The sequence below is a fragment of the Rubrivivax soli genome, from assembly GCF_049810355.1.
Classification (GTDB): Bacteria; Pseudomonadota; Gammaproteobacteria; order Burkholderiales; family Burkholderiaceae_C; genus Rubrivivax.
Window position 1 is genome coordinate 3,209,139 of the sequence record NZ_CP187368.1, and the last position, 26,081, is coordinate 3,235,219.

Sequence of the window (26,081 nt, forward strand, 5' to 3'; positions counted from 1 at the left end):
CATCGCTGCAGCGCGCGCCGGCGCGGCATCATCGGCACATGACAGCTGCCACCCCCCACCCCTTCGACGCCGCGGTCGCGCTCGACGCCCACGGCCACGGTGCGACGCATCCGGCCTGGGCCAACATGGTCGGCCCCTTCGGCGGCATCACCGCGGCCACGCTGCTCAACGCCGCCTGCAGCCACCCGCAGCGCCTGGGCGAGCCGCTGGCGCTGACGGTCAACTACGCCGGGCCGGTGGCCGAAGGCCCCTTCCGCATCGAGGCGCTGCCGGTGCGCACCACACGCACCACGCAGCACTGGACGCTGGCGCTGCACCAGGGCGGCACGGTTGCCACCACCGGCACCGCGGTGTTCGCGCTGCGCCGCGACACCTGGGGTGCCGACGAGCTGGCCATGCCCGTGGTGCCGCCGGCCGCGCAGGTGGCCGTGACGCCGCCGCCGGGGCGCGTGGTGTGGCCCGACCGCTACGAGATGCGCTTCGTGCACGGCGCCTGGGTGCCGTTCCGGCTGGACGGCGCGGACGGCGCCGACGACGCGGACGCCGGCACGCCGGCCACCACCAGCGACGAGTCGCTCACGCTCGCCTGGGTGCGCGACACGCCGCCGCGCCCGCTGGACGCGCTGGCGCTCACCGCGCTGTGCGACCTGTTCTACCCGCGCATCTTCCGCCGCCGCGGCCGCTTCACGCCGGCCGGCACGGTGTCGATGACGGTGCACTTCCACGCCGGCGCCGCCGACTGCGCCGCGCAGGGCACGCGGCCTCTGCTGGCCTGCGCGCGCGGCCTGCGCTTCCACCAGGGCTTCTTCGACCAGCGTGCCGAACTCTGGAGCGACGGCGGGCAGCTGCTCGCCAGCAGCCAGCAGACCGTGTACTACAAGGCCTGAGCAGGCAGAATCCAGGGTTTGACCGAGCAAGGGCAGCGCCGTGGATCTGAAGGTACCGATCGTCATCACCGATGAACTCAGCGAGGAGGTCATCACGTCGACGGGCCTGCTCGACCTGGCCAGCGGCGACATCAGCCGCGTCACCTACGACGACCCCGACATCGCCGACGGCCCGCTGCCGTTCGAGAGCGACGACTACGAATTCACCAGCGGCGTGCTCTCGCACAACGGCCGCGACGTGGAGTTCCGCGTCGACGTCAACAAGGTCACCGGCCAGTACGCGGTGAGCGCCTCGGAGCTGCTGGAGATCAAGGTGCGCGCGGCGCAGCTGTTCGCCGGCCTCAGCGGCGCGGCACTGCTGGCGGGCACCGGCGGCGCGGGCGGCGGTGCTGCCGCCAAGGAAGCCCCGGCCCCGGCCGCGAAGAAGGCGCCGGTCGGGCGCCGCGGCGGCCGCACGCACTGAGCGCAGCGCCGGCCTCTCAGTCGAGTGTCACCTCGGTGTGCACGCTGCCGGCGCGGTCGGCCGTGGCGCTGAGCGCGATCGCCGTGCCCGCAGCGCCCTGCACCACCCATTCGACCACGGCGCGGTCGGCCGTGATGTCGCGGTTGGGCAGGAAGGCCTGCAGCGTGGCCTTCGGCGCGTGGCCGTCCAGATGCGGGCCCTCGACGCGCTCGCGTCCGCTCACCAGCGTCACGCCCGGCGGCAGGTGGATCTGGAACACGGTGCCGCGCACCGTCTTGCGCTCGATCGCACGCTTGCTGATGTTGCTGGGCAGGTAGCCACTGTTGGCCACCGCGAAGCGCACGCGCCAGGTGTCGTTGCCGAGTGCGCGCACCTCGGTGCGCAGCACCTCCAGCTTGGGCAGCGACAGCGTCAGCTGCGCCAGCCAGGCCGGGAAGCGCGCCGCCTCGCGTTCGCGCAGGTGCGGCGGCGGGTTGCGCCAGAAGTTCATCTTGTCCCAGCCGCCGATCTCCACCATGCCCAGCTGCGGGTGCTGGAACGGCTTCCAGTCGACGTGCGCCTGGCCGTTGCACTGCGTGTCGCTCCACTGCAGCAGCTTCAGGTCGTCCTCGGGCGGGTGGTCGCGGTACCACTCGATCCACTGGTAGTCGGTGATGCCGGCCTCCTTGTTCGGCGCCCAGATCTCCACCGTCCAGAACAGCGCGCCCAGGTGCTCGTAGACCCAGTCCTGCGTGCCGGTGATGACTTCCTTCGGGTGGTACTTGAAGTCGTGGAAGGTGCTGATGGCGGGGTAGCCGGTGAGCTTCGCCCCCAGCTCGGACAGCCGCTTGACCATCCACAGGTCCTCGGGCGTCATGTCGTCGTCGCTCTGCGTGCCCATCGGCCGCAGGATCACGCCGCTGTGCGTGTGGAAGCTGACCGCCGCGCCGATGTTGGGGTGGCTGGTGATGAAGTCCACCATCGCGCGCACCTCGGGCTCGCTGGTGGGGTAGGGGCCGGCGCCGACCTGCTCGAATTCCTGGCGCCAGTAGGCCGGGAAGTTGCGGTTCAGGTCCAGGCCCTCGACGTCCTTGTTGGCGGTGATCTTGAGCCCGTCGAAGTGCTTCAGCGTGCCTTCGGGCATCACGCGGTAGTAGGTGCCACCGAACTCGCCGGGCTCGCGCGGCACCATCAGCCGCGCATCGGCCGCGTGCGCCTTCCAGGGGCCGTGCGGGTCGGGCTGGCGCATGTAGAGGATGCGGCCGTCGCCGTCGACGTCCTCGATCGTCAGGCCGTCGACCGGCGCCTCGTCGTAGGGGTAGGGCCGCGTGCTGCTGCGGATGTGGCGCGGCCGGTCGGCCAGCGCCAGCTCGGCGCCGTCGGGGTTCAGCCGCGGCACCATGTAGACCACGCGCGTGTCCAGCAGTTGGCGCGCCTGCGCGTCGCCGCTGTCGTAGCCGGTGACCAGCGCGTGCAGCCAGTACAGGCAGGCGGTGCTGGCGGTCAGCTCGGCGGCGTGGATGTTGCCGTCGACCCAGAACGCGGGCTTGTCGGTGTCGGCGCCGGTGGCCGTGCTGGTGAGCGTGACGAGCCAGATGTCGCGCCCTTCCCAGCTCTTGCCGATGCTGCGCAGCGTGACCAGCCCGGGCAGCGCCGCGGCGTAGTCCTGCAGCAGGCGGGTGAGTTCGGCGTGGCGGTAGAACTGGTCGAAGCGCGGAACGGGAATGGCGGGCATCGGGCGGGGCTGCTGCGGAAGATGAAGCCGCGGATTGTGCCGGCGGCAGCGCTCAGCAGGCGCGTGCGCCGTCCACGAACACGCGCAGTTCGCCCGGCGCGAACGCCGACCAACGCTCGCCGGTGGTCAGCGGCTCGGTGGCCACCACCGCCACGCGGTCGTTCGGCGTGGTGTGCTGGCCGAAGTCGACGCTGAGGTCCTCGTCGGCCAGCGTCGCGGCGCCGAAGGGGTGGCGGCGCTCCAGCGCGCACAGCTTCGTCGACCCGTGCGCCCACAGCGCCTGGCCGTTGGACAGCAGCATGTTGAAGGTGCCGTGGCGCGCCGGCTGCGGCAGCAGCTCGCGCAGCGTGTGCGTGAGCTCGTCGATGCTGGGCACGCTGGCGTGGGCCTTGGCCAGCTCCTGCATCAGCCAGCAGAAGGCGCGCTCGCTGTCGGTGTCGCCCACCGGGCGGAAGGCGCCGTGCAGGCGCGGCGCATAGTCCTTCAGGTCACCGTTGTGCGCGAACACCCAGTAGCGGCCCCACAGCTCGCGCACGAAGGGGTGGGCGTTCTCGAGCGCCACGCGGCCCTGCGTGGCCTTGCGGATGTGGGCGATGACGTTGTCGCTCTTGATCGGGTAGTTCTTCACCAGCCCCGCCACCGGGCTGTGGCGCGCGCTGTGGTGGTCGATGAAGTGGCGCAGGCCGCGGTTCTCGAAGAACGCGATGCCGAAGCCGTCCTTGTGCTCGTCGGCGCGGCAGGCCAGGCCGGTGAAGCTGAACATCACGTCGGTCGGCGTGTTGGCGTTCATTCCCAAGAGCTGGCACATCGAGAGCGCCTACAGGTACGCAGTCATTCGAACATCAGCTTCGTGATGCCGCGCCAGCTGAACAGGCGGCCCGGGTTCTGCGTCTCCTCGAGCACGCCGCTCATGCGCCGCAGGATGCGCGGGCTCTTGCGTGCGCGCCAGACCACCAGGTCGGCCAGCCAGGGCCGGTGGTTCACGTGCGCGGCCTTCTCGTAGAGGTCGAACTTGGGCTTCAGCGCCCGCAGCGACGCCTCGTACTGCGCACGCACGCCGGGTTCGTCGCCGCCTTGCAGCACGGCCTGCGCGGCCAGCATGCCGGTCTCCATGGCCTTGCCGATGCCCTCGCCGGTGAAGGCGTAGGTGCTGCCCGCGGCCTCGCCGGTGACGAGCAGGCCCGGCCGCGACCACTTCGCCCCCAGCAGCGAGCAGCGCAGCGGCGCGCCCTTGATCTCGCCGACGATGCTGCCGCCCTGCATCAGCGCGCGCGCGGGGGCGTGCACCTCGCAGAAGGCGTCGAACATCTGGCGCAGGTTGACGTCCTGCATCGCATGGCGGCCGTCGCGGCCCTTGCCGTGGCTGCCGGTGAGGCCGGCGCCGATGTTGAAGACGCCGTCCGGCGCCGGGAAGATCCAGCCGTAGCCGCCCGACAGCCGCGGGTGCCACAGCATCTGCAGCTGCGTGATGCGGCCGACCATCGCGTCGTTCTTCACGTAGCCGCGCAGCGCGATGCCGCTGGGCGTGCGGCGTTCGTTGACGCCGGCGGCGATGGCCGCGGCCGGCACGGCGCCGGTGGCCAGCACGACCCAGCGCGCGCCGACCTCGTGCACGCCGCGGGCGGTCTTGAGCCGCGCGCCGACGACGCGCTCGCCGTCGAGCAGCGGCGCCTCGAAGCGGACCGGTGTCGCCAGCGTCGCGCCGGCGCGCTGCGCCGCGCGCACCAGGATGTGGTCGAGCTGCTTGCGCGGCAGCACGGCCAGCGTGCCGGGAACGTCGACCACGCCGCCGCGCGGCGCGATGCAGCGCACGTGCTGCACGTGCCGCGCCTGCGCCATGACCTCGTCGTGCACGCCCAGCCGGCGCAGCGCGGCGTGGCTGTCGGGGATCAGCCCGTCGCCGCAGATCTTGTCGCGCGGGAAGTCGTGCTGGTCGACCAGCAGCACCTGGTGGCCGGCCGCTGCCAGCGTCTGCGCGCAGGCGCTGCCTGCCGGCCCTGCTCCGACGACGAGCACGTCGCAGGTGGCCGGAAGCGGGGAGGTGTCGGGGGTCGCCATGGCAGCCGGCATTGTAGGCAGGGGGTGACGGCGTGCCGCGCGGCGCTTGATGGCCATCAAGCCCCTGCTGCGCGCTGCGGCGCATGATGGTCCGGACGGTCGGGCAAGCCCGGCACGCCAGTCACCCGAAGGAGACCCCATGTCCACCCACCTCACCACCGGCCAGCGCGCGCTGCTGGAAGCCGCACTGGTGCAGCGCCAGCACCAGCTGGACCGCCAGCTGGCCGAGCACCACCAGGGACTGAGCCGCGCCGAGCACGCGCACGACGTGCTGCAGCAGGACGGCGACGACGCGCCGCAGCGCGAGGGCGACCGCGCGCTGGACATGGCGCTGTCGGACCGCGGCCTGCAGGAGCTGGGCGCGGTCAGCGAGGCGCTGGCCCGCGTGCACGGCGCCGACTACGGCCTGTGCGGCGACTGCGGCGCCGAGATCCCCTTCGACCGCCTGAAGGTCGAGCCCTGGGCGTTGCGCTGCGTGGCCTGCGAAGGCCAGCGTGAACGCCAGGGCGACTGACAGCCGACCTTCACCCCTTCCCTTCAACGTCCACCGAAAGCGACCCCACCGATGACCACCCTCCACGCCGTCGTCTTCGTCGACCACCAGCAGGCCCAGGTGCTGCAGTTCGACGCCGAGCATGTCGAAGCGCAGAAGATCAAGGCGCGCACCGCGCACACCAAGACGCACGGCAACCAGGTGCGCAGCGAACACGAGTTCTTCGGCCACGTCTGCGACGCGCTCGACGGCATCGCCGAGGTGCTGGCCGTGGGCCCGAGCACCGGCCTGGCCGACTTCCAGCACTACGTGCGCAAGCACCGCCCGGCGCTGGTGCCGAAGATCGTGGACTACCAGAGCGTCGACCACCCCAGCGACAACCAACTGGTGGCGATGGCGCGCAAGTACTTCCTGAAGCACGACCGCATGGCCGGCCTGCCGACGCCCACCGCGCCCTGACGGCACCCACGCCGCACAATCGGCGGCATCCCCACTCGGATGCCGCTGATGGATCTCTCCGTCTTCTCCACCTCGTACACCGAGGCTCGCGACAAGTTTCTCTCGGCCGCGCAGGCGGCCGGTGCTGCGGTCGGCCACTGGCCGCACCCGCTGGCGGGGCCGGCCGGCGAGGCGCTGGCCTGCGACACCGCCTGGCTGGGCGCGCCCGATGCGCCCAACGTGCTGGTGGTGGTCTCGGCCACGCACGGCGTCGAAGGCTTCGCCGGCAGCGGGCCGCAGGTGGCGCTGCTGCGCCGGCCGCCGCGGCTGGCCGATGGCACCGCGGTGCTGCTGGTGCACGCGGTGAACCCGCACGGCTTCGCGTGGCAGCGGCGCGTGACGGAAGAGAACGTCGACCTGAACCGCAACTGGGTCGACTACACGCAGCCGCTGCCCGCCAACCCGGGTTATGCCGAGCTGCACGCGGCCTACGGCCCGCGGGCGCTGGACGCGGCCACGCTGGCGGCCTGCGAGGCCACCATCGCCGCCTGGCGCGACCGCCACGGCGCGGCGGCCGAGCGCTTCGCGCGCTCCAGCGGCCAGTACACGCACCCCGACGGCATCTTCTACGGCGGCGACGGCCCCACCTGGGCGCGGCGCACCAGCGAGGCCATCCTCGCGCGCCACCTGCCGCATGCGCGCACGGTGGCCATCGTCGACCTGCACACGGGTCTCGGGCCCTACGGCTACGGCGAGCCGATCTGCAACCACGCGCCGGGCGGCGACCGCGTGCGGCGCGCGCGCCGCTGGTGGGGCGACAGCGTCACCGAGCCGCTGCTGGGCACCAGCAGCTCGCAGGCGAAGTACGGGCTCAGCGAGTTCGGCTACGAGCGCGCGCTGGCGCACGCCGACATCGCCTTCGTGGCGCTGGAGTTCGGCACCTACCAGCCGCCGCGCGGCGAGACCGTGCTGCGCGACGACCACTGGCTGTGGCAGCACGGCGACCCGCGCAGCGCGTCGGCGGCGCCGATCCGCGACGCGTTGCGCGACCACTTCTTCCCGCCGCACGACGACTGGAAGGAGATGGTGCTGTTCCGCAGCGACCAGGTGTTCCGGCAGGCGCTGCACGGGCTGGCGACGGCACCGGGAGGTCCGGGATGACCACCGTCTTCGAGCGCCTGCTCAGCGGCGAATGGCCGAGCGCGCCTGTCTACGAGGACGCCCACGTCTTCGCGTTCATGGACGCGGGCCAGGTCAACGACGGCCACGTCATCGTCGCGACAAAACGGCCGGTGGCCACGCTGATGGACTGCAGCGACGACGAGGCCGCGGCGCTGATGCGCGCGGCGCGCCGCATCGCCATCGCGGTGCAGCAGGTCTTCGCGCCGGCGGGCATCACGGTGCTGCAGGCCAACGGCACGGCCGGCTGGCAGACCGTGCCGCACCTGCACCTGCACGTGCTGCCGCGCCATGACGACGACGGTGTCGGGCTGACCTGGCCGCGGCGCGAGCCCGGCATCGAACGGCTGCGCGCGCTGGCGGCGCAGCTGGCGCCGGCGCTGCGCGACTGACGCAGCGCCGGCGGACCGGCAGGAGCTCAGGCGCTCAGCCGGTCAGGCCGCGGCCTTGACCTTCAGGCGCCAGGCGTGCAGCAGCGGCTCGGTGTAGCCGCTGGGCTGGCGCAGGCCCTGGAACACCAGGTCGCTGGCGGCCTGGAACGCGGCGCTCTCGTCGAAGCGGCCCGCCATCTTCTGGTAGGCCGGGTCGCCGGCGTTCTGCTGGTCGACCACCTTGGCCATGCGCTTCAAGGTGCTCTTCACCTGGGCCTTGGTCACGACGCCGTGCGCGAGCCAGTTCGCCATGTGCTGGCTGCTGATGCGCAGCGTGGCGCGGTCTTCCATCAGGCCCACGTTGTGGATGTCGGGCACCTTGGAGCAGCCCACGCCCTGGTCGACCCAGCGCACCACGTAGCCCAGGATGCCCTGCGCGTTGTTGTCCAGCTCCTGCTGCTTCTGTTCGTCGGTCCAGTTCGGCTGCTTCGCCACCGGCACCGTCAGCAGGCCGTCGAGCAGCGTCGCGCGCTCGGCGTCGGCGTCCACCTTCTCCAGCGCCTTCTGCACCTTGAAGACGTCGACCTGGTGGTAGTGCAGCGCATGCAGCGTGGCGGCGGTTGGGCTGGGCACCCAGGCCGTGTTGGCGCCGGCCAGCGGGTGCGCGATCTTCTGCTGCAGCATCGCGGCCATCAGGTCGGGCATGGCCCACATGCCCTTGCCGATCTGCGCCTTGCCGCGCAGCCCGCACTGCAGGCCCACCAGCACGTTGTTGCGCTCGTAGGCCTGGATCCAGGCGGTGGTCTTCATGTCGCCCTTGCGCAGCATCGGACCGGCCTGCATGGCGGTGTGCATCTCGTCGCCGGTGCGGTCGAGGAAGCCGGTGTTGATGAAGGCCACGCGGTCGGCCGCGGCGGCGATGCAGGCCTTCAGGTTGACGCTGGTGCGGCGCTCCTCGTCCATGATGCCCAGCTTCACGGTGGCCTTGGGCAGGCCCAGCAGCTGCTCGACGCGACCGAACAGCTCGCTGGCGAACGCCACCTCGGCCGGGCCGTGCATCTTCGGCTTGACGATGTAGACGCTGCCGCGGCGGCTGTTGCGGATGCCGCCGGCGCCGCGGCCCTGCAGGTCGTGCAGCGCGATGGTGGTGGTGACGACGGCGTCGAGGATGCCTTCGGGGATCTCGCGGCGGTCATCGCCCCACAGGATCGCCGGGTTCGTCATCAGGTGGCCGACGTTGCGCACGAACAGCAGGCTGCGGCCGTGCAGCACCACGTCCTCGCCGCGCGGGCCGGTGTAGAGGCGATCGGGGTGGAGGCCGCGCGTGAAGGTCTGCCCGCCCTTGCTGACCTGCTCGGTCAGCGTGCCCTGCAGGATGCCCAGCCAGTTGCCGTAGGCCTGCACCTTGTCGTCGGCGTCGACCACCGCGACCGAGTCTTCCAGGTCGAGGATGGTGGACAGCGCCGACTCCAGCACCAGGTCGCTGACGCCCGCGGGGTCGCTGGCGCCGATGGCGGTGCTGCGGTCGATGCGGATGTCCATGTGCAGGCCGTGGTGCACCAGCAGCACCGCCGAGGGCGCGTCCATTTCGCCCTGGAAGCCGACGAACTGCGCCGGGTTCTTCAGGCCCGTGCTGCTGCCGTTCTTCAGCGTCACCTGCAGCTGGTTGTCGACCACGCGGTAGGCGGCGGAGTCCAGGTGCGAGCCCTTCTTCAGCGGCGCGCAGCGGTCGAGCACGTGGCGCGCGTAGGTGATGACGCGGGCGCCGCGCACCGGGTTGTAGCCGGTGCCCTTCTCGGCGCCGCCGTCGGAGGGCAGCGCGTCGGTGCCGTACAGCGCGTCGTACAGGCTGCCCCAGCGCGCGTTGGCGGCGTTGAGCGCATAGCGCGCGTTGGTGATCGGCACCACCAGCTGCGGGCCGGCCTGCAGCGCCAGTTCGGCGTCGACGTTCTTCGTCGTCGCCTTCACGCGGCCCGGCTCGGGCACCAGGTAGCCGATCTGCTGCAGGAACTTGCGGTACGCGGCCTTCTTCGTCACCGGCCCGGGGTGGGCGCGGTGCCAGGCATCGAGCTCGGCCTGCAGGCGGTCGCGTTCGGCCAGCAGCGCGGCGTTCTTCGGTGCCAGGTCGGCCACGATGGCATCGAAGCCGGCCCAGAAGGCCGCGGGCTCGATGCCGGTGCCGGGCAGCACGCGTGTGTCGATGAAGGTGGCCAGGGTCTGGGCGACGTGCAGGCGGTGGTGCTGGATGCGTTCGGTCATGGCGTGGGGGTCCGCGGGAAAGAGGTGGAGTCGGAAACGGGGATCGGAGGCGGGAATCAGGTCGGAAAGAAGGACAGCACGTCGCGCAGGCTCGTGCCCGTGCGCGTGGGGGCGGTGTCGAGCTGCTCCAGCGGCGCGCCCGTGCGGTTCACCCACAGCGTGGTGTAGCCGTACCAGGTGGCGCCGATGGCGTCCCAGCCGTTGCTGGACACGAACAGGATCTCGCGCGCGGCGCAACCGAAGGCCGCAGGGCCCAGCGCGTAGGCGGCGGGGTCGGTCTTGTAGCGCTGCACGCCGTGCACGCTGAGCACGTGCTGCAGCAGCCCGCTGAAGCCCGCGCTCTTCACGGCCACGCCCAGCATCTCGGGGTCGCCGTTGCTCAGGATGCCGGCCGGCACGCCGCGTGCGCGCAGCGCGGCCAGCACCGCGCGGTTCTCGGGGAAGGCGCTGAGATGGCGGTACTGGTTCATCAGCCGGTCTTCGGCCGCGGCGTCCAGCGCCAGGCCGAGCCGCGCCGTCGCGAAGCGCAGGCCGGCGCGCGTGAGCTCCCAGAACGGCTGGTAGCGCCCGCTCATCGACACCAGGCGCGTGTACTCGATCTGCTTGTCGCGCCACAGCTGCGCCAGCCGCTCGCCCTGCCCGGGGAACAGCTGCTCGGCCAGCATGCCGACGCTGTAGACGTCGAACAAGGTGCCGTAGGCGTCGAAGAGAACCGCTTTGGGGGCCATCGCATGCACTGTATTCCATGCGCAGCACAGCATTAAGTGCCGAGATTGACGATGATTCCTGCGGTTTTGTTGCATAGTCGAACGCCATGGACCGCCTCAAGCAGATCGAATCCTTCGCCGCCGTCGCCACCAAGGGCAGCCTGACGGCCGCCGCCCACGCCGAGGGCGTGGCGCCGGCGGTGATCGGGCGGCGCATCGACGCGCTGGAGGAACGGCTGGGCGTGAAGCTGCTGGTGCGCACCACGCGCCGCATCACGTTGACGCACGAAGGCAGCGCCTTCCTGGAAGACTGCCAGCGCCTGCTGGCCGACCTGGCCAACGCCGAGGCGAGCGTCAGCGCCGGCGGCGTGAAGGCCAGCGGCCACCTGCGCGTGACCGCGCCGGCGGGCTTCGGCCGCCGCCACGTGGCGCCGCTGGTGCCGCGGTTCATCGCCGAGCATCCCGACGTCAGCCTGAGCCTGAACCTCAGCGACCGCGTGGTCGACATCGTCAACGAGGGCTTCGACTGCGCCGTGCGCGTGGGCGACCTGCCCGACTCCAGCCTCGTCAGCGTGCGCCTGGCCGACAACCGCCGGCTCTGCGTGGCCGCCCCCGCCTACCTGCAGCGCGCCGGCATGCCGGCCACGCCGGCCGAGCTGTCACGCCACGAGTGCCTGACGCTCAGCTCCGACGCCAGCCAGACGCGCGGCTGGGCCTTCCTGGTGGATGGCGAGGTGACGCACCTGCGCCCGAGCGGCCGGCTCGACTGCAGCGACGGCCAGGTGCTGCACGCCTGGTGCCTGCAGGGCCTGGGCATCGCCTGGCGCAGCACCTGGGAGGTGGAGCACGAGATCGCCGACGGCCGGCTGCGCGAGGTCCTGGCGGACTTCGCTGCGCCGCCGAACGGGATCTATGCCGTGTTCCCGCAGCGCAAGCACCTGCCGCTGCGGGTGCGGCTGTGGATCGACTTCATCAAGCACACCTACGGGGACAACACCTACTGGACCATCCCGTAGCGGCTGCGCCGCGTGCCGTCAGCTCGACTTCTTGGTCGAGAGGCACTCGCTCATGAACTTCTTGCGCTCGTCGCCCTTCATGGCGCCGGCCTCCTTGTTGCACATGGTCATGCGCGACTGCTGCGTCTCCTTCTTGGCCGACAGGCAGTCCTTCATGAAGGCCTTGCGCTCGTCGCCCTTCATGTCGCCGGCGTCCTTGTTGCAGGTGGCCATCTTGCTCTGCTGCGCCGTGGGTTCGGCGGCCAGGGCGGCGCCGGACAGCAGGCCCAGCGCCAGTGCGGCAGCGGTGATCAGGTGCTTCATCGGGTGTTCTCCTCAGTGGGGCTTCGTCGCCATGTCGGCGTTCCGTGCGCGGAGCGCCGGCACCGATTGCACCACCGGGCCCGCCCTGCGGCAAGCCGGGTGCGCCGGGCTGGCCTAGAGGATGCGCCGCGGGTGCGCCAGCGCCTCGTGCGCGGCGTGCAGGCGCCGCACCAGCACGCGGATGAAGGCGTTGTCGAAGAGGTGGCGCGTGTTGATCGACAGCTGCTGCAGCGTGTCGGGTGTGAAGCTGATGCAGGTCAGCGGGTCCGACACCAGGATGTCGGCGCTGTGCACGCGCAGGTCGGGGCTGGGCGCCAGGTAGGCCATCTCGCCCACCGAGTTGCCCGCGCCCAGCTGCGCCACGCGCTGGCCGTCGCGGTACACGTCGACCTGGCCGAGCGCGATGATGTGGAAGCTGTTGCCTTCCTGGCCCTTGCGGTACAGCGCGTGGCCGAAGCTGAAGCGCTGCCACTTCGCGCGGTGCACCACCTCCCAGAGCTCGACGTCGCCGAAGCCGGTGAAGAACTCGAGCTTGCGCAGCAGGTTGAAACGCTCGGAGTCGAGCACGCCCTGCAGCTGCCCGCGCGGCACGTCGCGGTTGGCCACCAGGGCCGACAGCGCCTGCGCGAACTCTTCCCAGTTGGCCGGCCGCTCGTCGCGGTTCTTCGACAGCGCACGCAGGATCAGCGCCTCCAGCGCCGGCGAGACACCCTCGCGCAGCCCCTGCAGCGGCGGCGGCGTGGCGGTGTAGATCTGGTGCATGATGGCCGCCTGCTGCACCGCATCAAACGGCGGACGCCCGGCGATCAGGTGGTACAGCACGCCCGCGAGCGAGTAGATGTCGGCGCGGCAGTCGAGCGTGTCGCCGTCGAGCTGCTCGGGCGACATGTAGGCCAGCGAGCCCACGCGGTAGATCTGCGTGCGGTCGGCATCGAGGTTGAAGACGCTGCCGAAGTCGGTGATCTTCACGTCGACCACGTGGTCGCCGTCCAGCGTGGCCAGCAGGTTCGCCGGCTTCACGTCGCGGTGGATCAGGCCCTGGCGGAACATGTAGTCCAGCGCCATCGCGCACTTGAAGCCGATTTCCACGATCTGGTCCAGCGGCAGCAGCGCGTCGGCGCGGCAGAACTTGCGCAGCGTCGAGCCGGGCACGAACTCCATCACCAGGTAGGGCGGCTCGTCGACCTCGGACACGGCGTCGAGGATGCGCACCACGTTCGGGTGCTGCAACCGGCCCACCAGCGCCGCTTCGGCGGCGAAGAAGCGCCGCTGGAAGTGGCTCTCGCGGGAGTCGCTCAGCACCGCGGTGCGCACGCGCTTGATCGCCACCTCGACGCCGTGGAAGTCGTCGCGGGCCAGGAAGACCTCGCTGGTCGCGCCTTCGCCGAGCTTGGCGAGCACGCGGTACTTGCCGATCTGCGCGGGCAGGGCGGTCCCGGGGGTGTCCGACAGGATGAAGTCTGGTGACGGCGGCGGCATGGGTGCAGGGCGTGAACAAGTGCACGCGGCCTGCGATGGTGCCAGCTTCGCGGGGGCGGCGGTGCCCCGAACTTGACGGCAAAGCGCCGTCAATCCCGGGCGGCAGGCCGTGCAGGGGCCGAAAAGTAGAATCGCCCGATGATCCAAGCCAAGCAGGAACTGCTGCAGGCCCTGGCTGCCGCGCTCGCCGAGCTGGCGCCGGGCACGTCCACGGTGGCCGCCTTCGAGTCGCCCAAGCAGGCCGCACACGGCGACTTCGCCGTCACGGCGGCGATGGCACTGTCGCGCACGCTGAAGAAGAACCCGCGCGAACTGGCGCTGGCGCTGGTGGAGGCGCTGCAGCGCCAGCCCGCGGTGCAGCGCTGGGTGCAGGCGCTCGAGATCGCCGGCCCGGGCTTCATCAACCTGCGCCTGACGCCCGCCGCCAAGCAGGCGGTGGTGGCCGAGGTGCTGGCCGGCGGCGCGCAGTTCGGCCGCAAGCCGGCGAACGGCCAGAAGGTGATGGTGGAGTTCGTGTCGGCCAACCCCACCGGACCGCTGCACGTGGGCCACGGCCGCAACGCCGCGCTGGGCGACGCGCTCAGCCACCTGCTGGACAGCCAGGGTTGGCAGGTGCTGCGCGAGTTCTACTACAACGACGCCGGCGTGCAGATCCAGACCCTGGCCACGAGCACGCAGGCCCGGCTGAAGGGCCTGAAGCCGGGCGACGACGGCTGGCCCGAAGCCGCCTACAACGGCGACTACATCGCCGACATCGCCGCCGACTTCGCCGCGAAGAAGACAGTGCATGCCGACGACCGGGCCTTCACCGCCAGCGGCGACCCCGACGACATCGACGGCATCGCCAAGTTCGCGGTCGCCTACCTGCGCCACGAGCAGGACCTGGACCTGCAGGCCTTCGGCGTGCACTTCGACCACTTCTACCTGGAAAGCAGCCTCTACACCGACGGCCGCGTCGAGGACACCGTGCGGCGACTCGTCGCCGCCGGCAAGACCTATGAACAGGACGGCGCGCTGTGGCTGCGCACCACCGAGTACGGCGACGACAAGGACCGCGTGATGCGCAAGTCCGACGGCTCGTACACCTACTTCGTGCCCGACGTCGCCTACCACGTGGCCAAGTTCGAGCGCGGCTACGGCAAGGTCATCAACGTGCAGGGCACCGACCACCACGGCACCGTGGCACGGGTGCGTGCGGGCCTGCAGGCGGTGGACCTGGGCATCCCGGCCGGCTACCCCGACTACGTGCTCTACAAGATGATCACGGTGATGAAGGGCGGCCAGGAGGTGAAGATCTCCAAGCGCGCCGGCAGCTACGTGACGCTGCGCGACCTGATCGAGTGGACCAGCCGCGACGCGGTGCGCTTCTTCCTCATCAGCCGCAAGGGCGACACCGAGTTCACCTTCGACATCGACCTGGCGCTGAAGGCCAACGACGAGAACCCGGTGTTCTACGTGCAGTACGCGCATGCGCGCATCTGCTCGGTGCTGGCGGCCTACACCGGCACGCGCGACTTCGCGCAGGCCGACCTGGCGCTGTTGACCGCGCCCACCGAGGCCGCGCTGATGCTGCAGCTGGCGGCCTTCCCCGGCATGCTGGAGCGCGCCACCGCCGACCTGGCGCCGCACGACGTGACCTTCTACCTGCGCGACCTGGCCGCGGCCTTCCACAGCTACTACGGCGCCGAGCGCTTTCTCGTCGACGACCCGGCGCTGGCGCACGCGCGCATGGCGTTGCTGGCGGCCACGGCGCAGGTGCTGCGCAACGCCTTGTTCGTGCTGGGCGTCAGCGCGCCGGAAGCGATGGCGCGCGAGACGCCGGCCAGCGCGGAGGTGGCGCCATGAAGATGTCGCAACGCGGCGGCTTCGTGCTCGGCCTGGTGGTCGGGCTGCTGGCCGGCCTGGCGCTGGCCCTGGGCGTGGCGCTCTACATCACCAAGGCGCCGGTGCCCTTCGTCAACAAGGTGCCGCAGCGCACGGCCGAGCAGGACAACGCCGAGACCGAGCGCAACAAGAACTGGGACCCCAACGGCCCGCTCGGCGGCAGGAGCGCGGTGCGGCCAGCGATCCCGGCCGCCCCCGCGGCCTCGGGCTCCGGCCCGGCGGTGTCTCCGCCCCCCTTGGCCGCCGCCAGCGGCGCCGCCGCGCGCCCGGCGGCGCCGGCACGCGACCCGGCCGCGATCCTGTCGGGCGCCACGTTCGGCAGCGCCGCGTCCACCGCAGCGGGGCCTCAGCCGTTTGTGTACTTCGTGCAGGCCGGTGCCTACACGCGCAGCGAAGAAGCCGAGCAGCAGCGCGCCAAGCTGGCACTCGTGGGCCTGGAAGCCAAGGTCAGCGAGCGCGAACAGTCCGGGCGCACGGTGTACCGCGTGCGCGTGGGCCCGTACGAGGCCCGCGAGGACGCCGACGGCGTGCAGGGCCGGCTCAGCCAGGCCGGCATCGACGCGCGGCTGGTGCGCGTCGAGCGGCAGTGACGCCCTGCACGGCGGCGCGTGGAACTCGGCTCCGGGCGCCGACTCCACCGTCTGCCGACACCACAGAACAACCCCCGAAAGGACTTTCATGAAGCGGCGCGATTTCTCGATCCAGGTGGCCGGAGCCGGCCTCGGCATGGCGCTGACCGGCGCCGCCAGCGCCCAGGGCGGGCCCGTCGAAGGCCAGCAGTACGTGCGGCTGCAGACGCCGGCCCCGGTGAGCCTGCCTCCCGGCAAGAAGGTGGAGGTGGTCGAGTTCTTCTGGTACGAGTGCCCGCACTGCAACGTCTTCGACCCGCTGGTCAACGCCTGGGCCAAGAAGCTGCCCGCCGACGTCGCCTTCCGCCACGTGCCCGTGGGCTTCACCGCCCGCCACCAGGCGGCGCAGAAGATGTTCTACGCGCTGGAAGCCATGGGCCAGCTCGAAGCGCTGCACAAGAAGATCTTTGCCGCCATCCACGTGCAGAACAAGCGCCTGATCAGCGAGTCGGACATGGTCGCCTTCGTCAGCGCCAACGGCGTCGACGGCGCCAAGTTCAGCGAGATGTTCAAGTCGTTCCAGGTCGCGACGCAGGCCAACCGCGCGCGCCAGCTCAGCGACGCCTACAAGATCGACGGCGTGCCGGCGATGGGCATCCAGGGCCGGTACTTCACCTCGGGCGCGCTGGCCGGTGGCCACGACCGCGCACTGGCCGTCACCGACTTCCTGATCGCCCGCGCGCGCCAGGGGTAGGCCAGCACCGCCCGCCCGGCGGCAGCAGGCGCGCCGCCGGCCGCGCCGCTGTTGCGAACGCGCGGAAATGCACGCCGAAATGCACGTGACGGCCCGCTGGGGCCCCCCGGCTTGTGGCTAGAATGGTCTGCAAGTTCCGTGCCGCCACATGCATCCCTGCCTGACCCTCCGCTTACGCCTGACCGGCGCCTCCCTGGCGCTGGCGGCGGCCATCGGCCTGGCCGCAGGCCCCGCCGCCGCCGAGAAGGCCGACCGCGCCAAGCCGATGGTGATCGAGGCCGACCGCAGCGGCGTGCTCGACATGCAGCGCCAGGTGCTGGTGTATTCCGGCAACGTGGCCGTGACGCAAGGCACCATGGTGCTGCGCGCCGACCGCATCGAGGTGCGTGAGACGGCCGACGGCTACCGCGCCGCCACCGCCATCGGCAGCACCGACAAGCCCGCCAGCTACCGCCAGAAGCGCGACGGGCTCGACGAACTGGTGGAAGGCACGGCCGACCGCATCGAATTCGACGGCCGCGCCGAGACGCTGCGCTTCGTCGGCAACGGCGCCGTGCGCCGGCTGCGCGGCAGCACCGTCGCCGACGAGATCACCGGCGCGCTGATCGTCTGGGACGCCATCGGCGAGGTCTTCAGCGTCGAAGGCGGCACCCGAAGCACCACCAACCCGAACGGCCGCGTGCGTGCCGTGCTGAGCCCGCGCGCCGAGCCTGCCTCGGCGCCCGCACCCGCCGCGCCGGCGGCACCGCTGCTGCCCGCGCGCGGCCTGGGGGACAAGCCCTGATGGCGGCGACCCCGGGCGTGAGCCGGCTGGAGGCCGAGCACCTGCAGAAGAGCTACGGCGCGCGCAAGGTCGTGAAGGACGTGCACCTGGCCGTCAGCGCCGGCGAGGTGGTGGGGCTGCTGGGCCCGAACGGCGCCGGCAAGACCACCACCTTCTACATGGTGGTGGGCCTGGTGCGCGCCGACGACGGCGAGATCCGCATCGACGGCCGCGAAGTGCAGCGGCTGCCGATCCACCAGCGCTCGCGCCTGGGGCTGAGCTACCTGCCGCAGGAAGCCAGCATCTTCCGCAAGCTCACGGTGGAGGAGAACATCCGCGCCGTGCTGGAGCTGCAGCTCGGCCCCGACGGCCGGCCACTGAAGAACGGCACCATCGACGAGCTGCTGGACAAGCTGCTGCACGACCTGAGCATCGAGAAGCTGCGCGACTCGCCGGCGCCGGCGCTGTCGGGCGGCGAGCGCCGCCGCGTCGAGATCGCGCGCGCGCTGGCGACGCAGCCGCGCTTCATCCTGCTCGACGAACCGTTCGCGGGCGTCGACCCCATCGCCGTCATCGAGATCCAGCGCATCATCGCCTTCCTCAAGTCGCGCGGCATCGGCGTGCTGATCACCGACCACAACGTGCGCGAGACGCTGGGCATCTGCGACCGCGCCTACATCATCAGCGAGGGCTCGGTGCTGGCCGAGGGCACGCCTCAAGAGATCGTCGAGAACGCCGAAGTGCGCAAGGTGTACCTCGGTGAACACTTCCGCATGTAGGGGCCCGCGATGAAGCCGTCATTGCAGGTCCGCCTGTCCCAGCACCTGGCGCTGACGCCGCAGCTGCAGCAGTCCATCCGGTTGCTGCAGCTGAGCACGCTGGAGCTGCACCAGGAAGTCGAGCAGATGCTCGAGCAGAACCCGTTCCTGGAGACCGACGACGACGGCGGCACGCCCTACGACGCGCCGGTGGAGCGCAGCGCCGCTGAGCGCACGAACGAGCGCGAGAACGCCGCCGAGGGCAGCGACACCGGCGATGCCGGCGGCGACGCGCTGCCCGAGGTGCAGGCCGACGACTTCGGCAAGACCGAGCGCGACGACTGGGAGAACGGCACCGAGCGCGACGACTTCGACGGCATCCGCGAGACGCCGTCGTCGGGCAGCGGGGTCGACGCCGACGGCGACGACATGGAAGCCCACGACCGCCGCAGCGAGGCCGGCACGCTGGCCGACCACCTGCGCGGGCAGATCGCGGGCATGCGGCTGTCCGACGACGACCGTGCGGCGCTGGACGTGCTGATCGAGTCGCTCGACGGCGACGGCTACCTGGCCGACTCGCTGCAAGAGATCACCGCCGGCCTCGCCGGCATGATGGGCCTGACCGACCCCGAGGCCGTCGAGGCCCTGGCCGACCGCCTGCAGTGCGCGCTGCGGTGGCTGCAGAGCCTGGAGCCCACCGGCGTGGGCGCGCGCTCGCTCGGCGAATGCCTGGTGCTGCAGCTGCGCGAGACGCCCGCCTGCTTCGAGCGCCAGGTCGCCGTGCGCATCTGCGAGCAGCACCTGGACCTGCTGGCGCGGCGCGACATGAAGAAGCTGATGTCGGCCACCGGCGCCGACGAAGACACGCTGCGCGAGGCACAGGCGCTCATCGTCGCCTGCGAGCCCAAGCCCGGCCGGCCGTTTGCGGCGGCCGAGGCCAACATCGTCGTGCCCGACGTCATCGTGCAGAAGTCCGGCCGCGGCTTCAAGGTGCTGCTGAACCCCGACGTGATGCCCAAGCTGCGCATCAACGACCTCTACGCGCAGGCCATCCGCGGCAACCGCAACGCCGGCGGCGGCGGCCTCTCGGGCCGGCTGCAGGAGGCGCGCTGGTTCATGAAGAACATCCAGCAGCGCTTCGACACCATCCTGCGCGTCAGCAAGGCCATCGTCGAGCGGCAGAAGAACTTCTTCACCCACGGCGCGATCGCGATGAAGCCGCTGGTGCTGCGCGAGATCGCCGACGAGCTGGGTCTGCACGAAAGCACGATCTCGCGCGTGACCACCGCCAAGTACATGGCCACGCCGCAGGGCACCTTCGAGCTGAAGTACTTCTTCGGCAGCAGCCTGAACACCGAGGCCGGCGGCAACGCCAGCAGCACCGCGGTGCGCGCGCTGATCCAGCAGCTGGTCTCGGCCGAGGACCCGGCCAAGCCGCTGTCGGACAGCCAGCTCAGCCAGATGCTGGAAGAGCAGGGCATCCAGGTGGCGCGGCGCACGGTGGCCAAGTACCGCGAGGCGCTGAAGATCGCGCCGGCCTCGCTGCGGAAGGCGCTCTGACCATGCCTGCCCTGTTCCTGCCCTGCGCCAGCGGTGCCGAGGCGCTGCTGGCCGACGAGGTGCTGCGTATCACCGGGCACGCGGCCGAGACCACCCGCGGCGGCGTCTGGGTCGACGGCGACGAGCGCACGGCGATGGCGCTGAACCTGGAAAGCCGGCTCGCGCAGCGTGTGCTGTGGCCGCTGGTGCAGGGCCGCTACCGCGACGAACACGATCTCTACGACCTGGGCCGGCGCGTCGACTGGACGCAGTGGATCACGCCGCAGCAGACGCTGCGCGTGGACGTCAATGCCGTGCGCTCGCCGCTGCGCAGCCTGAACTTCGCGGCGCTGCGCATCAAGGACGCGGTCTGCGACACGCTGCGCGACGCCACCGGCGAGCGTCCGAGCGTCGACACGCACCGGCCCGACCTGCCGATCGCGCTGTTCGTGGGCCCGGAGGAAGCCACGCTGTACGTCGACACCTCGGGCGAGGCGCTGTTCAAGCGCGGCTGGCGCGAGCACAAGGGCGAGGCGCCGCTGAAGGAGACGCTGGCCGCGGCGATGCTGGCCGCCGCCGGCTGGCAGGGCCGGGCGGAAGACGGCCCGCTGCTCGACCCCTGCTGCGGGGCCGGCACCATCGCCATCGAGGCGGCGCAGATGGCCTGCGGCATCGCGCCCGGCAGCCAGCGCCGCTTCGCCTTCGAGCGCCTGCTGCCCTTCCGCGCCCACCTGCCGGCCTGGCGCGCGCTGCAGCAAGCCGCGCAGGCACGTGTGCATGCGCCCGCGGTCCCGGTGTTCGCCGGCGACGTGAGCTTCCGCATGACCGACTTCGCGCAGCGCAACGCCGAGCTCGCCGGCGTCGGGCGCGCCATCGAGTTCAAGACCGTCGACGCGCTGCAGCGCCTGCCACCCGCGCCGCGCGGCACGCTGATGCTGAACCCGCCCTACGGCGAGCGCATCGCGGCCAAGGGCCAGGGGTCGGACGCTGCCCGCCAGGGCTTCGAAGGCGGCGGCTCGTCGGCCGAATTCTTCGGCGGCCTGGCCGCGCACTGGAAGCGCCACTACGCGGGTTGGACCGGCTGGATGCTCAGCCCCGACATGAAGCTGCCGTCGCTGATGCGGCTGAAGGAAAGCCGCCGCGTGCCGATGTGGAACGGCCCGATCGAGTGTCGGCTATTTCGATTCGATATGGTGGCAGGCTCGAACAAGGACGCCGCAGCGAGTTGACATGACCAAGACCCTGAAGATCGATTTCGTCTCCGACGTCGCCTGCCCCTGGTGCGCCGTGGGCCTGGGCGCGCTGGACCGCGCCGCCGAGGCGCTGCGCGGCGAGATCGCGCTCGACATGCACTTCCGCCCCTTCGAGCTGAACCCGCAGATGGCGCCCGAGGGCGAGGACGTCGACGAGCACCTCAGCCGCAAGTACGGCCGCACGAAGGAGCAGTTCGCCGCCGCACGCGCCGCGATCCGCGAACGCGGCGCCGCGGTGGGTTTCCACTTCGGCGAACGCACGCGCATCTGGAACACCTTCGACGCGCACCGCCTGCTGCACTGGGCCGGCCTCGAAGGCGCGGCGCAGCAGCACGCGCTGAAGGCCGCGCTGCTGCAGGCCTACCACGGTGACGGCCGCAACCCCAGCGACCCCGAGGTGCTGGCCGCCGTGGCCGCGTCGGTGGGGCTGAACGAGGCCCGTGCGCGCGAGATCCTGCAGGGCGACGAGTTCGCCGAGGCCGTGCGCGCCGAAGAGCAGCACTGGCTGCGACTGGGCATCCACTCGGTGCCGGCGGTGGTGGTCAACGAGCGCCACCTGATCAGCGGCGGCCAGCCGCCCGAGGTGTTCGAGCAGGCGCTGCGCGAGATCGCTGCCGGGGCCTGAGGTCTCAGCCTGCCGCGGGCACCGCGCCCGCCATCGCCGGCAGGCGGTCGAACCACGGCTGCGCCGCTTCGAGCTGCGCGGCCAGCTGCAGCAGCGTCGCCTCGTCGCCCATGCGGCCGACGCACTGCACGCCCAGCGGCAGGCCGTCGGCCGTCCAGTGCAGCGGCAGGCTCATCGCGGGCACGCCGGTCAGGTTGGCCAGCTGCGTGAACGGGTAGGGCGTGAGGTTGTCGCGCGCGAGCTGGTCGATCGTGCCCTGCAGCAGCCCGCTGCGGCCCAGCAGGCCCAGCAGCCCGGTGCCGAGCAGCAGCTTCAGCACCGCCTGCAGCGCCGGCGGCGGGTCGACCGCGCCGTGCCGCATCGGCGGGCCGGCCAGCGTGGGCGTCAGCCACACGTCGTGGCGCTGGTGAAAGGCTCCCAGCGCCCGCGCGAAACCGTTCCAGGCCACCAGTTGCCCGGTCAGCGTGCCGGCCCCCACGGTCTGGCCCAGCACGGCCATCACCTGCGTCAGCAGCTCGAAGTCGCTGCGCCGCGCACCGTGCGCCAGCGCGTAGCCCACGGTGGCCGGGATCTGGCCCAGGTAGAGGTGGATGAAGGCCTGCGCCAGCGCCGTGCCGTCGATGGCCGGCGCCGCTTCCTCGACGTGGTGGCCCAGGCCCTGCAGCAGCCGCGCCGTGGCCTGCACCGCGGCCACGGCCTCGGGTTGCACGGCGGTGCCGATCGGCGACGTGGTGCTGAACGCCACCCGCAAGCGCGGCGGCGGGCGCTGCAGCACGCTGCGGAAGCTCTCGGCCGGCACCGCGGTGACGAACGGGTCGCCGGGCTCGGGGCCGCACAGCACGTCCAGCGCCAGCGCGGTGTCGCGCACGCTGCGCGACAGCACGCCTTCGCTGCAGGCGCCGAACCACACTTCGCCGATGCCGGGCCCGTTCGAGACGCGCCCGCGCGACGGCTTCAGCGCGAACAGCCCGCAGCACGCGGCCGGGATGCGCAGCGAGCCGCCACCGTCGTTGCCGCCGGCCATCGGCACCGCGCCGGCGGCCACCGCCGCGGCCGAGCCGCCGCTGCTGCCGCCGGGCGTGTGCGCGGTGTTCCAGGGGTTGCTGACACGGCCGAAGGCCTGCGAGTCGCTGACGCCCTTGAGTCCGAACTCGGGCAGGTTGGTCTTGCCGAAGACCACAGCGCCGGCGTCGAGCAGCCGGCGCAGCGGCGCCGCGTGCTCGGTGGGCACGATGCCCAGCATCGCGCGGCTGCCGTAGCTGGTGGGCACGCCGGCGACGTCGAGCACGCTGTCCTTCACCAGCATCGGCACCCCTGACAGCGGGCCGGGCACGGCACGCTGCAGTTGCTGCTGCGCCAGCGCGTCCAGCGGCCGCAGCAGCGCGTTCAGCGCCGGCTGCACGCGCGCCAGTTGCGCCTGGGCCAGCGCCAGCAACTCGGCGCCGCTGGTGTCGCCGCGGGCCACCAGCGCGGCCAGCGCGGTGGCGTCGTGCTGCAGGTACTCGTCGTGGCGCACGCGGCCGTTGCCCTGGGCGCGTGCTTCAGCGCTTCATCAGCGAGCCCAGCAGGCCGCCGATGTCGCCGAGCTGGCCCAGGTCGCCGCCAAGCGCGCCCCCCAGAGCACCACCGCCGCTGGGCAGCTGGCCGCCCGGCGTGAGCTGGTCCACCACCTGCGGCAGCAGCTGCGACAGCTGCCCCGCCATGTCGCCGCCGTTCATGCCGAACTGCTGCGCCAGCTGCGCGATGGTGTCGTTGCCGAGCACGCCGCTCAGCTGCTCGGGCGAGATCGGCAGGTTCCGGCCGGTGGAGATCCACGAGCCCACCACGTCGCCGAGCCCGCCCTGCTGGAACTTCGCGACCAGGTCGCCGAGGTTGCCGCCGTTCTGGCCGATGAGGCCGATCACGGCCTGCAGCAGCGCCGCCTGCCCGCCGCCCTGGCCACCGCCCGCCGCGCCCAGCGCGCCGGCCACCGAATCAAGCAAGCCCATCGTGCACTCCTGGCTGGTTGTGTCTGGCGGCGATTCTGGGAGGCCGGGACGGCCGGCGCAAGCTCAGCCGCGCAATCCCACCCAGGCCAGCAAGGCCAGCGGCGCGGTGTCGGCGCGCAGCACGCGCGGGCCCAGGCCGGTGGCATGGAAGCCCGCTGCCAGCGCCGCGGCCTCCTCGGCCGGCGCCAGGCCGCCTTCAGGCCCGCTCAGCACGCACAGCGGGCCGGGCGGCACGCCGTGCAGCGGCGCCGCGCCGGGTTGCGGGCTCAGCAGCAGGCGCTGGCCGACGGGCGCTGCGCTGTCCGGGCGCGCGAGGCCCGCCAGCCACGCCGTCAGCGTCAGCACCGGTGCGATGTGCGGTACGCGGGCGCGGCCGCACTGCTCGCTGGCCGCCACCGCCACGCCCTGCCAGTGCGCCACCTTCTTCAGCGCGCGCTCGCCGTCCAGGCGCAGCACGGCGCGTTCGCACAGCAGTGGCTGGATGGCCGCGGCACCCAGCTCGGTGGCCTTCTCGACCAGCGTGTCCATGCGGTCGTTGGCCGGCATGCCCACGGCCAGCAGCACCGGGTGCGGCAACTCGCGCTGCACCGGCTGCGGCGCCCCCACCTGCACGCGCACTTCGCTGCGGCCCATCGCCAGCACCTCGGCGGGCCAGTCGCAGCCGAGGCCGTCGAAGAGCACGAGCACGTCGCCCGGCTGCACGCGCCGCACCTGCGCGTGGCGGGCGGCTGCGGGCGGCAACGACAGCGTGGTGTGCGCCTGCAGCGGCGCGTCGGAAAAGAGTCGGATCGTCATCGCGGCCCGCAGTGTGCCGCAGGCGCACGCGTGCGCGGGTGCGCCGGTCAGCCGCGCAGCTCGCGGCGCAGGATCTTGCCCACCGGGGTCTTGGGCAGCTCGTTGCGGAACTCGATGACCTTCGGCCGCTTGTAGCCGGTGAGGTTGGCTTCGCAGAAGGCGCGCACGTCGGCTTCGGTGACGGCCGGGTTCTTCTTCACCAGCACCACCTTCACGGCCTCGCCGGCCTTCGCGTCGGGCACGCCCACCGCCGCGCATTCGAGGATGCCGGGCATCTGCGTGATGACGTCCTCGACCTCGTTCGGGTACACGTTGAAGCCGCTGACGAGGATCATGTCCTTCTTGCGGTCGACGATGCGGAAGGCACCGCGCTCGTCGACGACGCCGACGTCGCCAGTGCGGAAGAAGCCGTCGGCCGTCATGACCTTGGCGGTCTCGTCGGGGCGCTGCCAGTAGCCGGCCATCACCTGCGGACCCTTGATCGCGATCTCGCCGGCGGTGCCCATCGGCACCTCGTGGCCGTCGTCGTCGAGCAGCTTCAGCTCGGTGCTGGGCATCGGCAGGCCGATGTTGCCGCTGAAGGCGGTGCTGTCCACCGGGTTGCAGGTGGCCGAGGGGCTGGTCTCGCTGAGGCCGTAGCCTTCGCAGATCGGGCATCCGGTCTTCTCGAGCCACAGCCGCGCCACCGCCTGCTGCACGGCCATGCCGCCGCCGACGCTGATCTTCAGGTGGCTCCAGTCGACCTTGTCGAAGTCGGGGTGGTTGGCCAGCGCGTTGAACAGCGTGCTCACGGCCGGGAAGCTGTGGAACTTGTGGTTGGCCAGTTCCTTCAGCGTCGCGGCGAAGTCGCGTGCGTTCGGGATGAGGATGTTGCAGCCGCCCATGCGCATGGACAGCATCATGTTCGCCGTGAAGCCGAAGATGTGGTACAGCGGCAGCGCGCAGATGGTGACCACCTGCTCGCCGGGCGGGATCTTCTTCAGCGCCGGCTGGTACCACGCCTCGGACTGCAGCACGTTGGCCACCAGGTTGCGCTGCAGCAGCACCGCGCCCTTGCTGACGCCGGTGGTGCCGCCGGTGTACTGCAGCACCGCGATGTCGTCGGGGCCGATCTTCGGTTCGGTCAGCGCCTTGCTGCGGCCCTTGGCGAGCGCGTCGTTGAACTTCACCGCGGTCGGCAGCGAGAAGGCCGGCACCAGCTTCTTCACGTTGCGCACGACATGGTTGACGATCGTGCCCTTCAGCAGGCCGAGCATGTCGCCCATGGCGGCCAGCACGATGTGCTTGGTCGGCACGGACTCCAGCACCTTCTGCAGCGTGTGCGCGATGACGTCGATGAGCACGATGGCCTTCGCGCCCGAGTCCTTGAGCTGGTGCTCCAGTTCACGCGGCGTGTACAGCGGGTTCACGTTCACGACGACGAAGCCCGCGCGCAGGATCGCGGCCACCGCCACGGGGTACTGCGGCACGTTGGGCATCATGATGGCGACGCGGTCGCCGCGCACCAGGCCCAGGCCCTGCAGGTAGGCCGCCAGCGCCCGCGAGGCATCGTCCACCGCGCCGAACGTGATGGACTTGCCCATGAACTTGTAGGCCGGCAGGTCGCGGTACTTGCGGAAGCTCTCTTCCATCAAGGCCACGAGCGACGGGTACAGATCGGTCTTGACTTCGGCAGGGACGCCTGCGGGGTACTGCTTCAGCCAGATCTTCTCCATGAACCTTCTCACTCTCCGGGAGCCGGGATTCTGACCGAGCGCTGACACGCCCAGCATCAGGGGATTCGATA

26 protein-coding genes are annotated in these 26,081 nt (G+C 71.6%); 15 read left to right on the forward strand and 11 right to left on the reverse strand.

Going from position 1 to position 26,081, the window contains the following annotated elements:
* The first annotated feature begins 38 nt into the window (after positions 1–38).
* Together ACPOLB_RS14590 and ACPOLB_RS14595 are read left to right on the forward strand one after the other, a co-directional pair.
* Positions 39–887, forward strand: a complete 849-nt coding sequence (locus tag ACPOLB_RS14590) for an acyl-CoA thioesterase (protein WP_425256721.1) — start codon at positions 39–41, stop codon at positions 885–887.
* Between the two features lie 40 nt (positions 888–927).
* A complete protein-coding gene (locus ACPOLB_RS14595; protein ID WP_425256722.1) occupies positions 928–1,350 on the forward strand; it encodes a hypothetical protein in 423 nt (140 codons plus the stop codon).
* Between the two features lie 16 nt (positions 1,351–1,366).
* Here the strand turns inward: ACPOLB_RS14595 and ACPOLB_RS14600 are convergent, their stop codons facing one another.
* From ACPOLB_RS14600 to ACPOLB_RS14610, 3 genes are read right to left on the reverse strand one after another with little or no spacing between them, the layout of a single operon-like run.
* Positions 1,367–3,064 carry a M14 family metallopeptidase gene (locus ACPOLB_RS14600; RefSeq protein ID WP_425256723.1) on the reverse strand — a complete coding sequence of 566 codons (1,698 nt, stop codon included), beginning with the start codon at positions 3,062–3,064 and terminating at the stop codon, positions 1,367–1,369.
* Between the two features lie 52 nt (positions 3,065–3,116).
* Positions 3,117–3,872, reverse strand: a complete 756-nt coding sequence (locus ACPOLB_RS14605; RefSeq protein WP_425256724.1) for a class II glutamine amidotransferase — start codon at positions 3,870–3,872, stop codon at positions 3,117–3,119.
* A 23-nt stretch (positions 3,873–3,895) separates the two neighbouring features.
* A complete protein-coding gene (locus tag ACPOLB_RS14610) occupies positions 3,896–5,122 on the reverse strand; it encodes an NAD(P)/FAD-dependent oxidoreductase (protein ID WP_425256725.1) in 1,227 nt (408 codons plus the stop codon).
* A 139-nt stretch (positions 5,123–5,261) separates the two neighbouring features.
* On the opposite strand from ACPOLB_RS14610, the gene ACPOLB_RS14615 reads away from it, so the two are divergent.
* Genes ACPOLB_RS14615 through ACPOLB_RS14630 form a run of 4 tightly spaced genes read left to right on the forward strand, consistent with a single transcriptional unit; the run spans position 5,262 to position 7,624 of the window.
* Positions 5,262–5,636, forward strand: coding sequence for a TraR/DksA family transcriptional regulator (locus ACPOLB_RS14615; RefSeq protein ID WP_425256726.1), 375 nt, complete (start codon positions 5,262–5,264; stop codon positions 5,634–5,636).
* A 51-nt stretch (positions 5,637–5,687) separates the two neighbouring features.
* Complete coding sequence (locus tag ACPOLB_RS14620) at positions 5,688–6,074, forward strand: hypothetical protein (protein ID WP_425256727.1); 387 nt, start codon at positions 5,688–5,690, stop codon at positions 6,072–6,074.
* Between the two features lie 48 nt (positions 6,075–6,122).
* Positions 6,123–7,214, forward strand: coding sequence for a M14 family metallopeptidase (locus tag ACPOLB_RS14625; RefSeq protein WP_425256728.1), 1,092 nt, complete (start codon positions 6,123–6,125; stop codon positions 7,212–7,214).
* A complete protein-coding gene (locus ACPOLB_RS14630) occupies positions 7,211–7,624 on the forward strand; it encodes an HIT family protein (protein WP_425256729.1) in 414 nt (137 codons plus the stop codon). Before ACPOLB_RS14625 ends, ACPOLB_RS14630 begins: the two co-directional genes overlap by 4 nt.
* Positions 7,625–7,666: 42 nt before the next feature.
* Here the strand turns inward: ACPOLB_RS14630 and ACPOLB_RS14635 are convergent, their stop codons facing one another.
* Both ACPOLB_RS14635 and ACPOLB_RS14640 read right to left on the reverse strand, forming a co-directional pair.
* Complete coding sequence (locus ACPOLB_RS14635) at positions 7,667–9,862, reverse strand: malate synthase G (RefSeq protein ID WP_425256730.1); 2,196 nt, start codon at positions 9,860–9,862, stop codon at positions 7,667–7,669.
* 56 nt (positions 9,863–9,918) lie between these two features.
* Positions 9,919–10,590: a haloacid dehalogenase type II gene (locus ACPOLB_RS14640; protein ID WP_425256731.1), complete on the reverse strand. Its 672-nt coding sequence runs from the start codon at positions 10,588–10,590 to the stop codon at positions 9,919–9,921.
* A gap of 86 nt (positions 10,591–10,676) precedes the next feature.
* Between ACPOLB_RS14640 and ACPOLB_RS14645 the strand changes: the two genes are divergently transcribed.
* Entirely contained in the window at positions 10,677–11,585 is a 909-nt protein-coding gene (locus ACPOLB_RS14645; protein WP_425256732.1) for a LysR family transcriptional regulator, read from the forward strand.
* Positions 11,586–11,603: 18 nt separating this feature from the next.
* Here ACPOLB_RS14645 and ACPOLB_RS14650 read toward each other — a convergent pair whose 3' ends face one another.
* The gene (locus ACPOLB_RS14650) at positions 11,604–11,888 is read right to left on the reverse strand and encodes a PsiF family protein (protein ID WP_425256733.1); all 285 of its coding nucleotides are present in this window, start codon (positions 11,886–11,888) and stop codon (positions 11,604–11,606) included.
* A gap of 114 nt (positions 11,889–12,002) precedes the next feature.
* Positions 12,003–13,367, reverse strand: a complete 1,365-nt coding sequence (locus ACPOLB_RS14655; protein ID WP_425256734.1) for a serine/threonine-protein kinase — start codon at positions 13,365–13,367, stop codon at positions 12,003–12,005.
* Positions 13,368–13,505: 138 nt separating this feature from the next.
* Here ACPOLB_RS14655 and argS point away from each other — a divergent pair, with 138 nt between their 5' ends.
* The 8 genes from argS (at position 13,506) to ACPOLB_RS14695 (ending at position 21,512) form a co-directional block, all read left to right on the forward strand.
* Positions 13,506–15,212 (forward strand): arginine--tRNA ligase, encoded by a 1,707-nt coding sequence (gene argS, locus ACPOLB_RS14660; protein ID WP_425256735.1) that lies wholly within the window; start codon positions 13,506–13,508, stop codon positions 15,210–15,212.
* Positions 15,209–15,841, forward strand: coding sequence for an SPOR domain-containing protein (locus ACPOLB_RS14665; RefSeq protein ID WP_425256736.1), 633 nt, complete (start codon positions 15,209–15,211; stop codon positions 15,839–15,841). The genes argS and ACPOLB_RS14665 overlap by 4 nt, the downstream gene beginning before the upstream one ends.
* A gap of 88 nt (positions 15,842–15,929) precedes the next feature.
* Complete coding sequence (locus ACPOLB_RS14670) at positions 15,930–16,574, forward strand: thiol:disulfide interchange protein DsbA/DsbL (protein ID WP_425256737.1); 645 nt, start codon at positions 15,930–15,932, stop codon at positions 16,572–16,574.
* 148 nt (positions 16,575–16,722) lie between these two features.
* Positions 16,723–17,358, forward strand: coding sequence for a lipopolysaccharide transport periplasmic protein LptA (gene lptA / locus ACPOLB_RS14675; protein ID WP_425256738.1), 636 nt, complete (start codon positions 16,723–16,725; stop codon positions 17,356–17,358).
* Positions 17,358–18,116: an LPS export ABC transporter ATP-binding protein gene (gene lptB, locus ACPOLB_RS14680; protein WP_425256739.1), complete on the forward strand. Its 759-nt coding sequence runs from the start codon at positions 17,358–17,360 to the stop codon at positions 18,114–18,116. Before lptA ends, lptB begins: the two co-directional genes overlap by 1 nt.
* A gap of 9 nt (positions 18,117–18,125) precedes the next feature.
* Positions 18,126–19,655 (forward strand): RNA polymerase factor sigma-54, encoded by a 1,530-nt coding sequence (locus tag ACPOLB_RS14685; RefSeq protein WP_425256740.1) that lies wholly within the window; start codon positions 18,126–18,128, stop codon positions 19,653–19,655.
* A gap of 2 nt (positions 19,656–19,657) precedes the next feature.
* Entirely contained in the window at positions 19,658–20,863 is a 1,206-nt protein-coding gene (locus tag ACPOLB_RS14690; protein WP_425256741.1) for a THUMP domain-containing class I SAM-dependent RNA methyltransferase, read from the forward strand.
* Between the two features lies 1 nt (position 20,864).
* On the forward strand, positions 20,865–21,512 hold the full coding sequence (locus tag ACPOLB_RS14695; protein WP_425256742.1) for a DsbA family oxidoreductase: 648 nt from the start codon (positions 20,865–20,867) through the stop codon (positions 21,510–21,512).
* A gap of 4 nt (positions 21,513–21,516) precedes the next feature.
* Here the strand turns inward: ACPOLB_RS14695 and ACPOLB_RS14700 are convergent, their stop codons facing one another.
* The 4 genes from ACPOLB_RS14700 to ACPOLB_RS14715 all read right to left on the reverse strand — a co-directional run bounded on the left by ACPOLB_RS14700 (position 21,517) and on the right by ACPOLB_RS14715 (position 26,010).
* Complete coding sequence (locus tag ACPOLB_RS14700) at positions 21,517–23,028, reverse strand: amidase (protein ID WP_425256743.1); 1,512 nt, start codon at positions 23,026–23,028, stop codon at positions 21,517–21,519.
* Positions 23,029–23,053: 25 nt separating this feature from the next.
* Positions 23,054–23,500 carry a YidB family protein gene (locus ACPOLB_RS14705; protein ID WP_425256744.1) on the reverse strand — a complete coding sequence of 149 codons (447 nt, stop codon included), beginning with the start codon at positions 23,498–23,500 and terminating at the stop codon, positions 23,054–23,056.
* 63 nt (positions 23,501–23,563) lie between these two features.
* Positions 23,564–24,295, reverse strand: coding sequence for a 16S rRNA (uracil(1498)-N(3))-methyltransferase (locus tag ACPOLB_RS14710; RefSeq protein WP_425256745.1), 732 nt, complete (start codon positions 24,293–24,295; stop codon positions 23,564–23,566).
* Positions 24,296–24,342: 47 nt separating this feature from the next.
* Complete coding sequence (locus ACPOLB_RS14715) at positions 24,343–26,010, reverse strand: long-chain-fatty-acid--CoA ligase (RefSeq protein ID WP_425256746.1); 1,668 nt, start codon at positions 26,008–26,010, stop codon at positions 24,343–24,345.
* Positions 26,011–26,081 lie beyond the last annotated feature (71 nt).

Excerpts from the sequence above, each read along its gene's own strand:
- ACPOLB_RS14635 (WP_425256730.1), bottom strand. The coding sequence starts at position 9,862 with ATGACCGAACGCATCCAGCACCACCGCCTGCACGTCGCCCAGACCCTG.
- ACPOLB_RS14710 (WP_425256745.1), bottom strand. The coding sequence starts at position 24,295 with ATGACGATCCGACTCTTTTCCGACGCGCCGCTGCAGGCGCACACCACG.
- ACPOLB_RS14620 (WP_425256727.1), top strand. The coding sequence starts at position 5,688 with ATGACCACCCTCCACGCCGTCGTCTTCGTCGACCACCAGCAGGCCCAG.
- ACPOLB_RS14655 (WP_425256734.1), bottom strand. The coding sequence starts at position 13,367 with ATGCCGCCGCCGTCACCAGACTTCATCCTGTCGGACACCCCCGGGACC.
- ACPOLB_RS14705 (WP_425256744.1), bottom strand. The coding sequence starts at position 23,500 with ATGGGCTTGCTTGATTCGGTGGCCGGCGCGCTGGGCGCGGCGGGCGGT.
- ACPOLB_RS14630 (WP_425256729.1), top strand. The coding sequence starts at position 7,211 with ATGACCACCGTCTTCGAGCGCCTGCTCAGCGGCGAATGGCCGAGCGCG.
- ACPOLB_RS14650 (WP_425256733.1), bottom strand. The coding sequence starts at position 11,888 with ATGAAGCACCTGATCACCGCTGCCGCACTGGCGCTGGGCCTGCTGTCC.
- ACPOLB_RS14625 (WP_425256728.1), top strand. The coding sequence starts at position 6,123 with ATGGATCTCTCCGTCTTCTCCACCTCGTACACCGAGGCTCGCGACAAG.
- ACPOLB_RS14605 (WP_425256724.1), bottom strand. The coding sequence starts at position 3,872 with ATGTGCCAGCTCTTGGGAATGAACGCCAACACGCCGACCGACGTGATG.
- ACPOLB_RS14590 (WP_425256721.1), top strand. The coding sequence starts at position 39 with ATGACAGCTGCCACCCCCCACCCCTTCGACGCCGCGGTCGCGCTCGAC.
- ACPOLB_RS14690 (WP_425256741.1), top strand. The coding sequence starts at position 19,658 with ATGCCTGCCCTGTTCCTGCCCTGCGCCAGCGGTGCCGAGGCGCTGCTG.
- ACPOLB_RS14715 (WP_425256746.1), bottom strand. The coding sequence starts at position 26,010 with ATGGAGAAGATCTGGCTGAAGCAGTACCCCGCAGGCGTCCCTGCCGAA.
- argS (WP_425256735.1), top strand. The coding sequence starts at position 13,506 with ATGATCCAAGCCAAGCAGGAACTGCTGCAGGCCCTGGCTGCCGCGCTC.
- ACPOLB_RS14695 (WP_425256742.1), top strand. The coding sequence starts at position 20,865 with ATGACCAAGACCCTGAAGATCGATTTCGTCTCCGACGTCGCCTGCCCC.
- ACPOLB_RS14600 (WP_425256723.1), bottom strand. The coding sequence starts at position 3,064 with ATGCCCGCCATTCCCGTTCCGCGCTTCGACCAGTTCTACCGCCACGCC.
- ACPOLB_RS14645 (WP_425256732.1), top strand. The coding sequence starts at position 10,677 with ATGGACCGCCTCAAGCAGATCGAATCCTTCGCCGCCGTCGCCACCAAG.
- ACPOLB_RS14615 (WP_425256726.1), top strand. The coding sequence starts at position 5,262 with ATGTCCACCCACCTCACCACCGGCCAGCGCGCGCTGCTGGAAGCCGCA.
- lptA (WP_425256738.1), top strand. The coding sequence starts at position 16,723 with ATGCATCCCTGCCTGACCCTCCGCTTACGCCTGACCGGCGCCTCCCTG.
- ACPOLB_RS14670 (WP_425256737.1), top strand. The coding sequence starts at position 15,930 with ATGAAGCGGCGCGATTTCTCGATCCAGGTGGCCGGAGCCGGCCTCGGC.
- lptB (WP_425256739.1), top strand. The coding sequence starts at position 17,358 with ATGGCGGCGACCCCGGGCGTGAGCCGGCTGGAGGCCGAGCACCTGCAG.
- ACPOLB_RS14685 (WP_425256740.1), top strand. The coding sequence starts at position 18,126 with ATGAAGCCGTCATTGCAGGTCCGCCTGTCCCAGCACCTGGCGCTGACG.
- ACPOLB_RS14665 (WP_425256736.1), top strand. The coding sequence starts at position 15,209 with ATGAAGATGTCGCAACGCGGCGGCTTCGTGCTCGGCCTGGTGGTCGGG.
- ACPOLB_RS14640 (WP_425256731.1), bottom strand. The coding sequence starts at position 10,590 with ATGGCCCCCAAAGCGGTTCTCTTCGACGCCTACGGCACCTTGTTCGAC.
- ACPOLB_RS14610 (WP_425256725.1), bottom strand. The coding sequence starts at position 5,122 with ATGGCGACCCCCGACACCTCCCCGCTTCCGGCCACCTGCGACGTGCTC.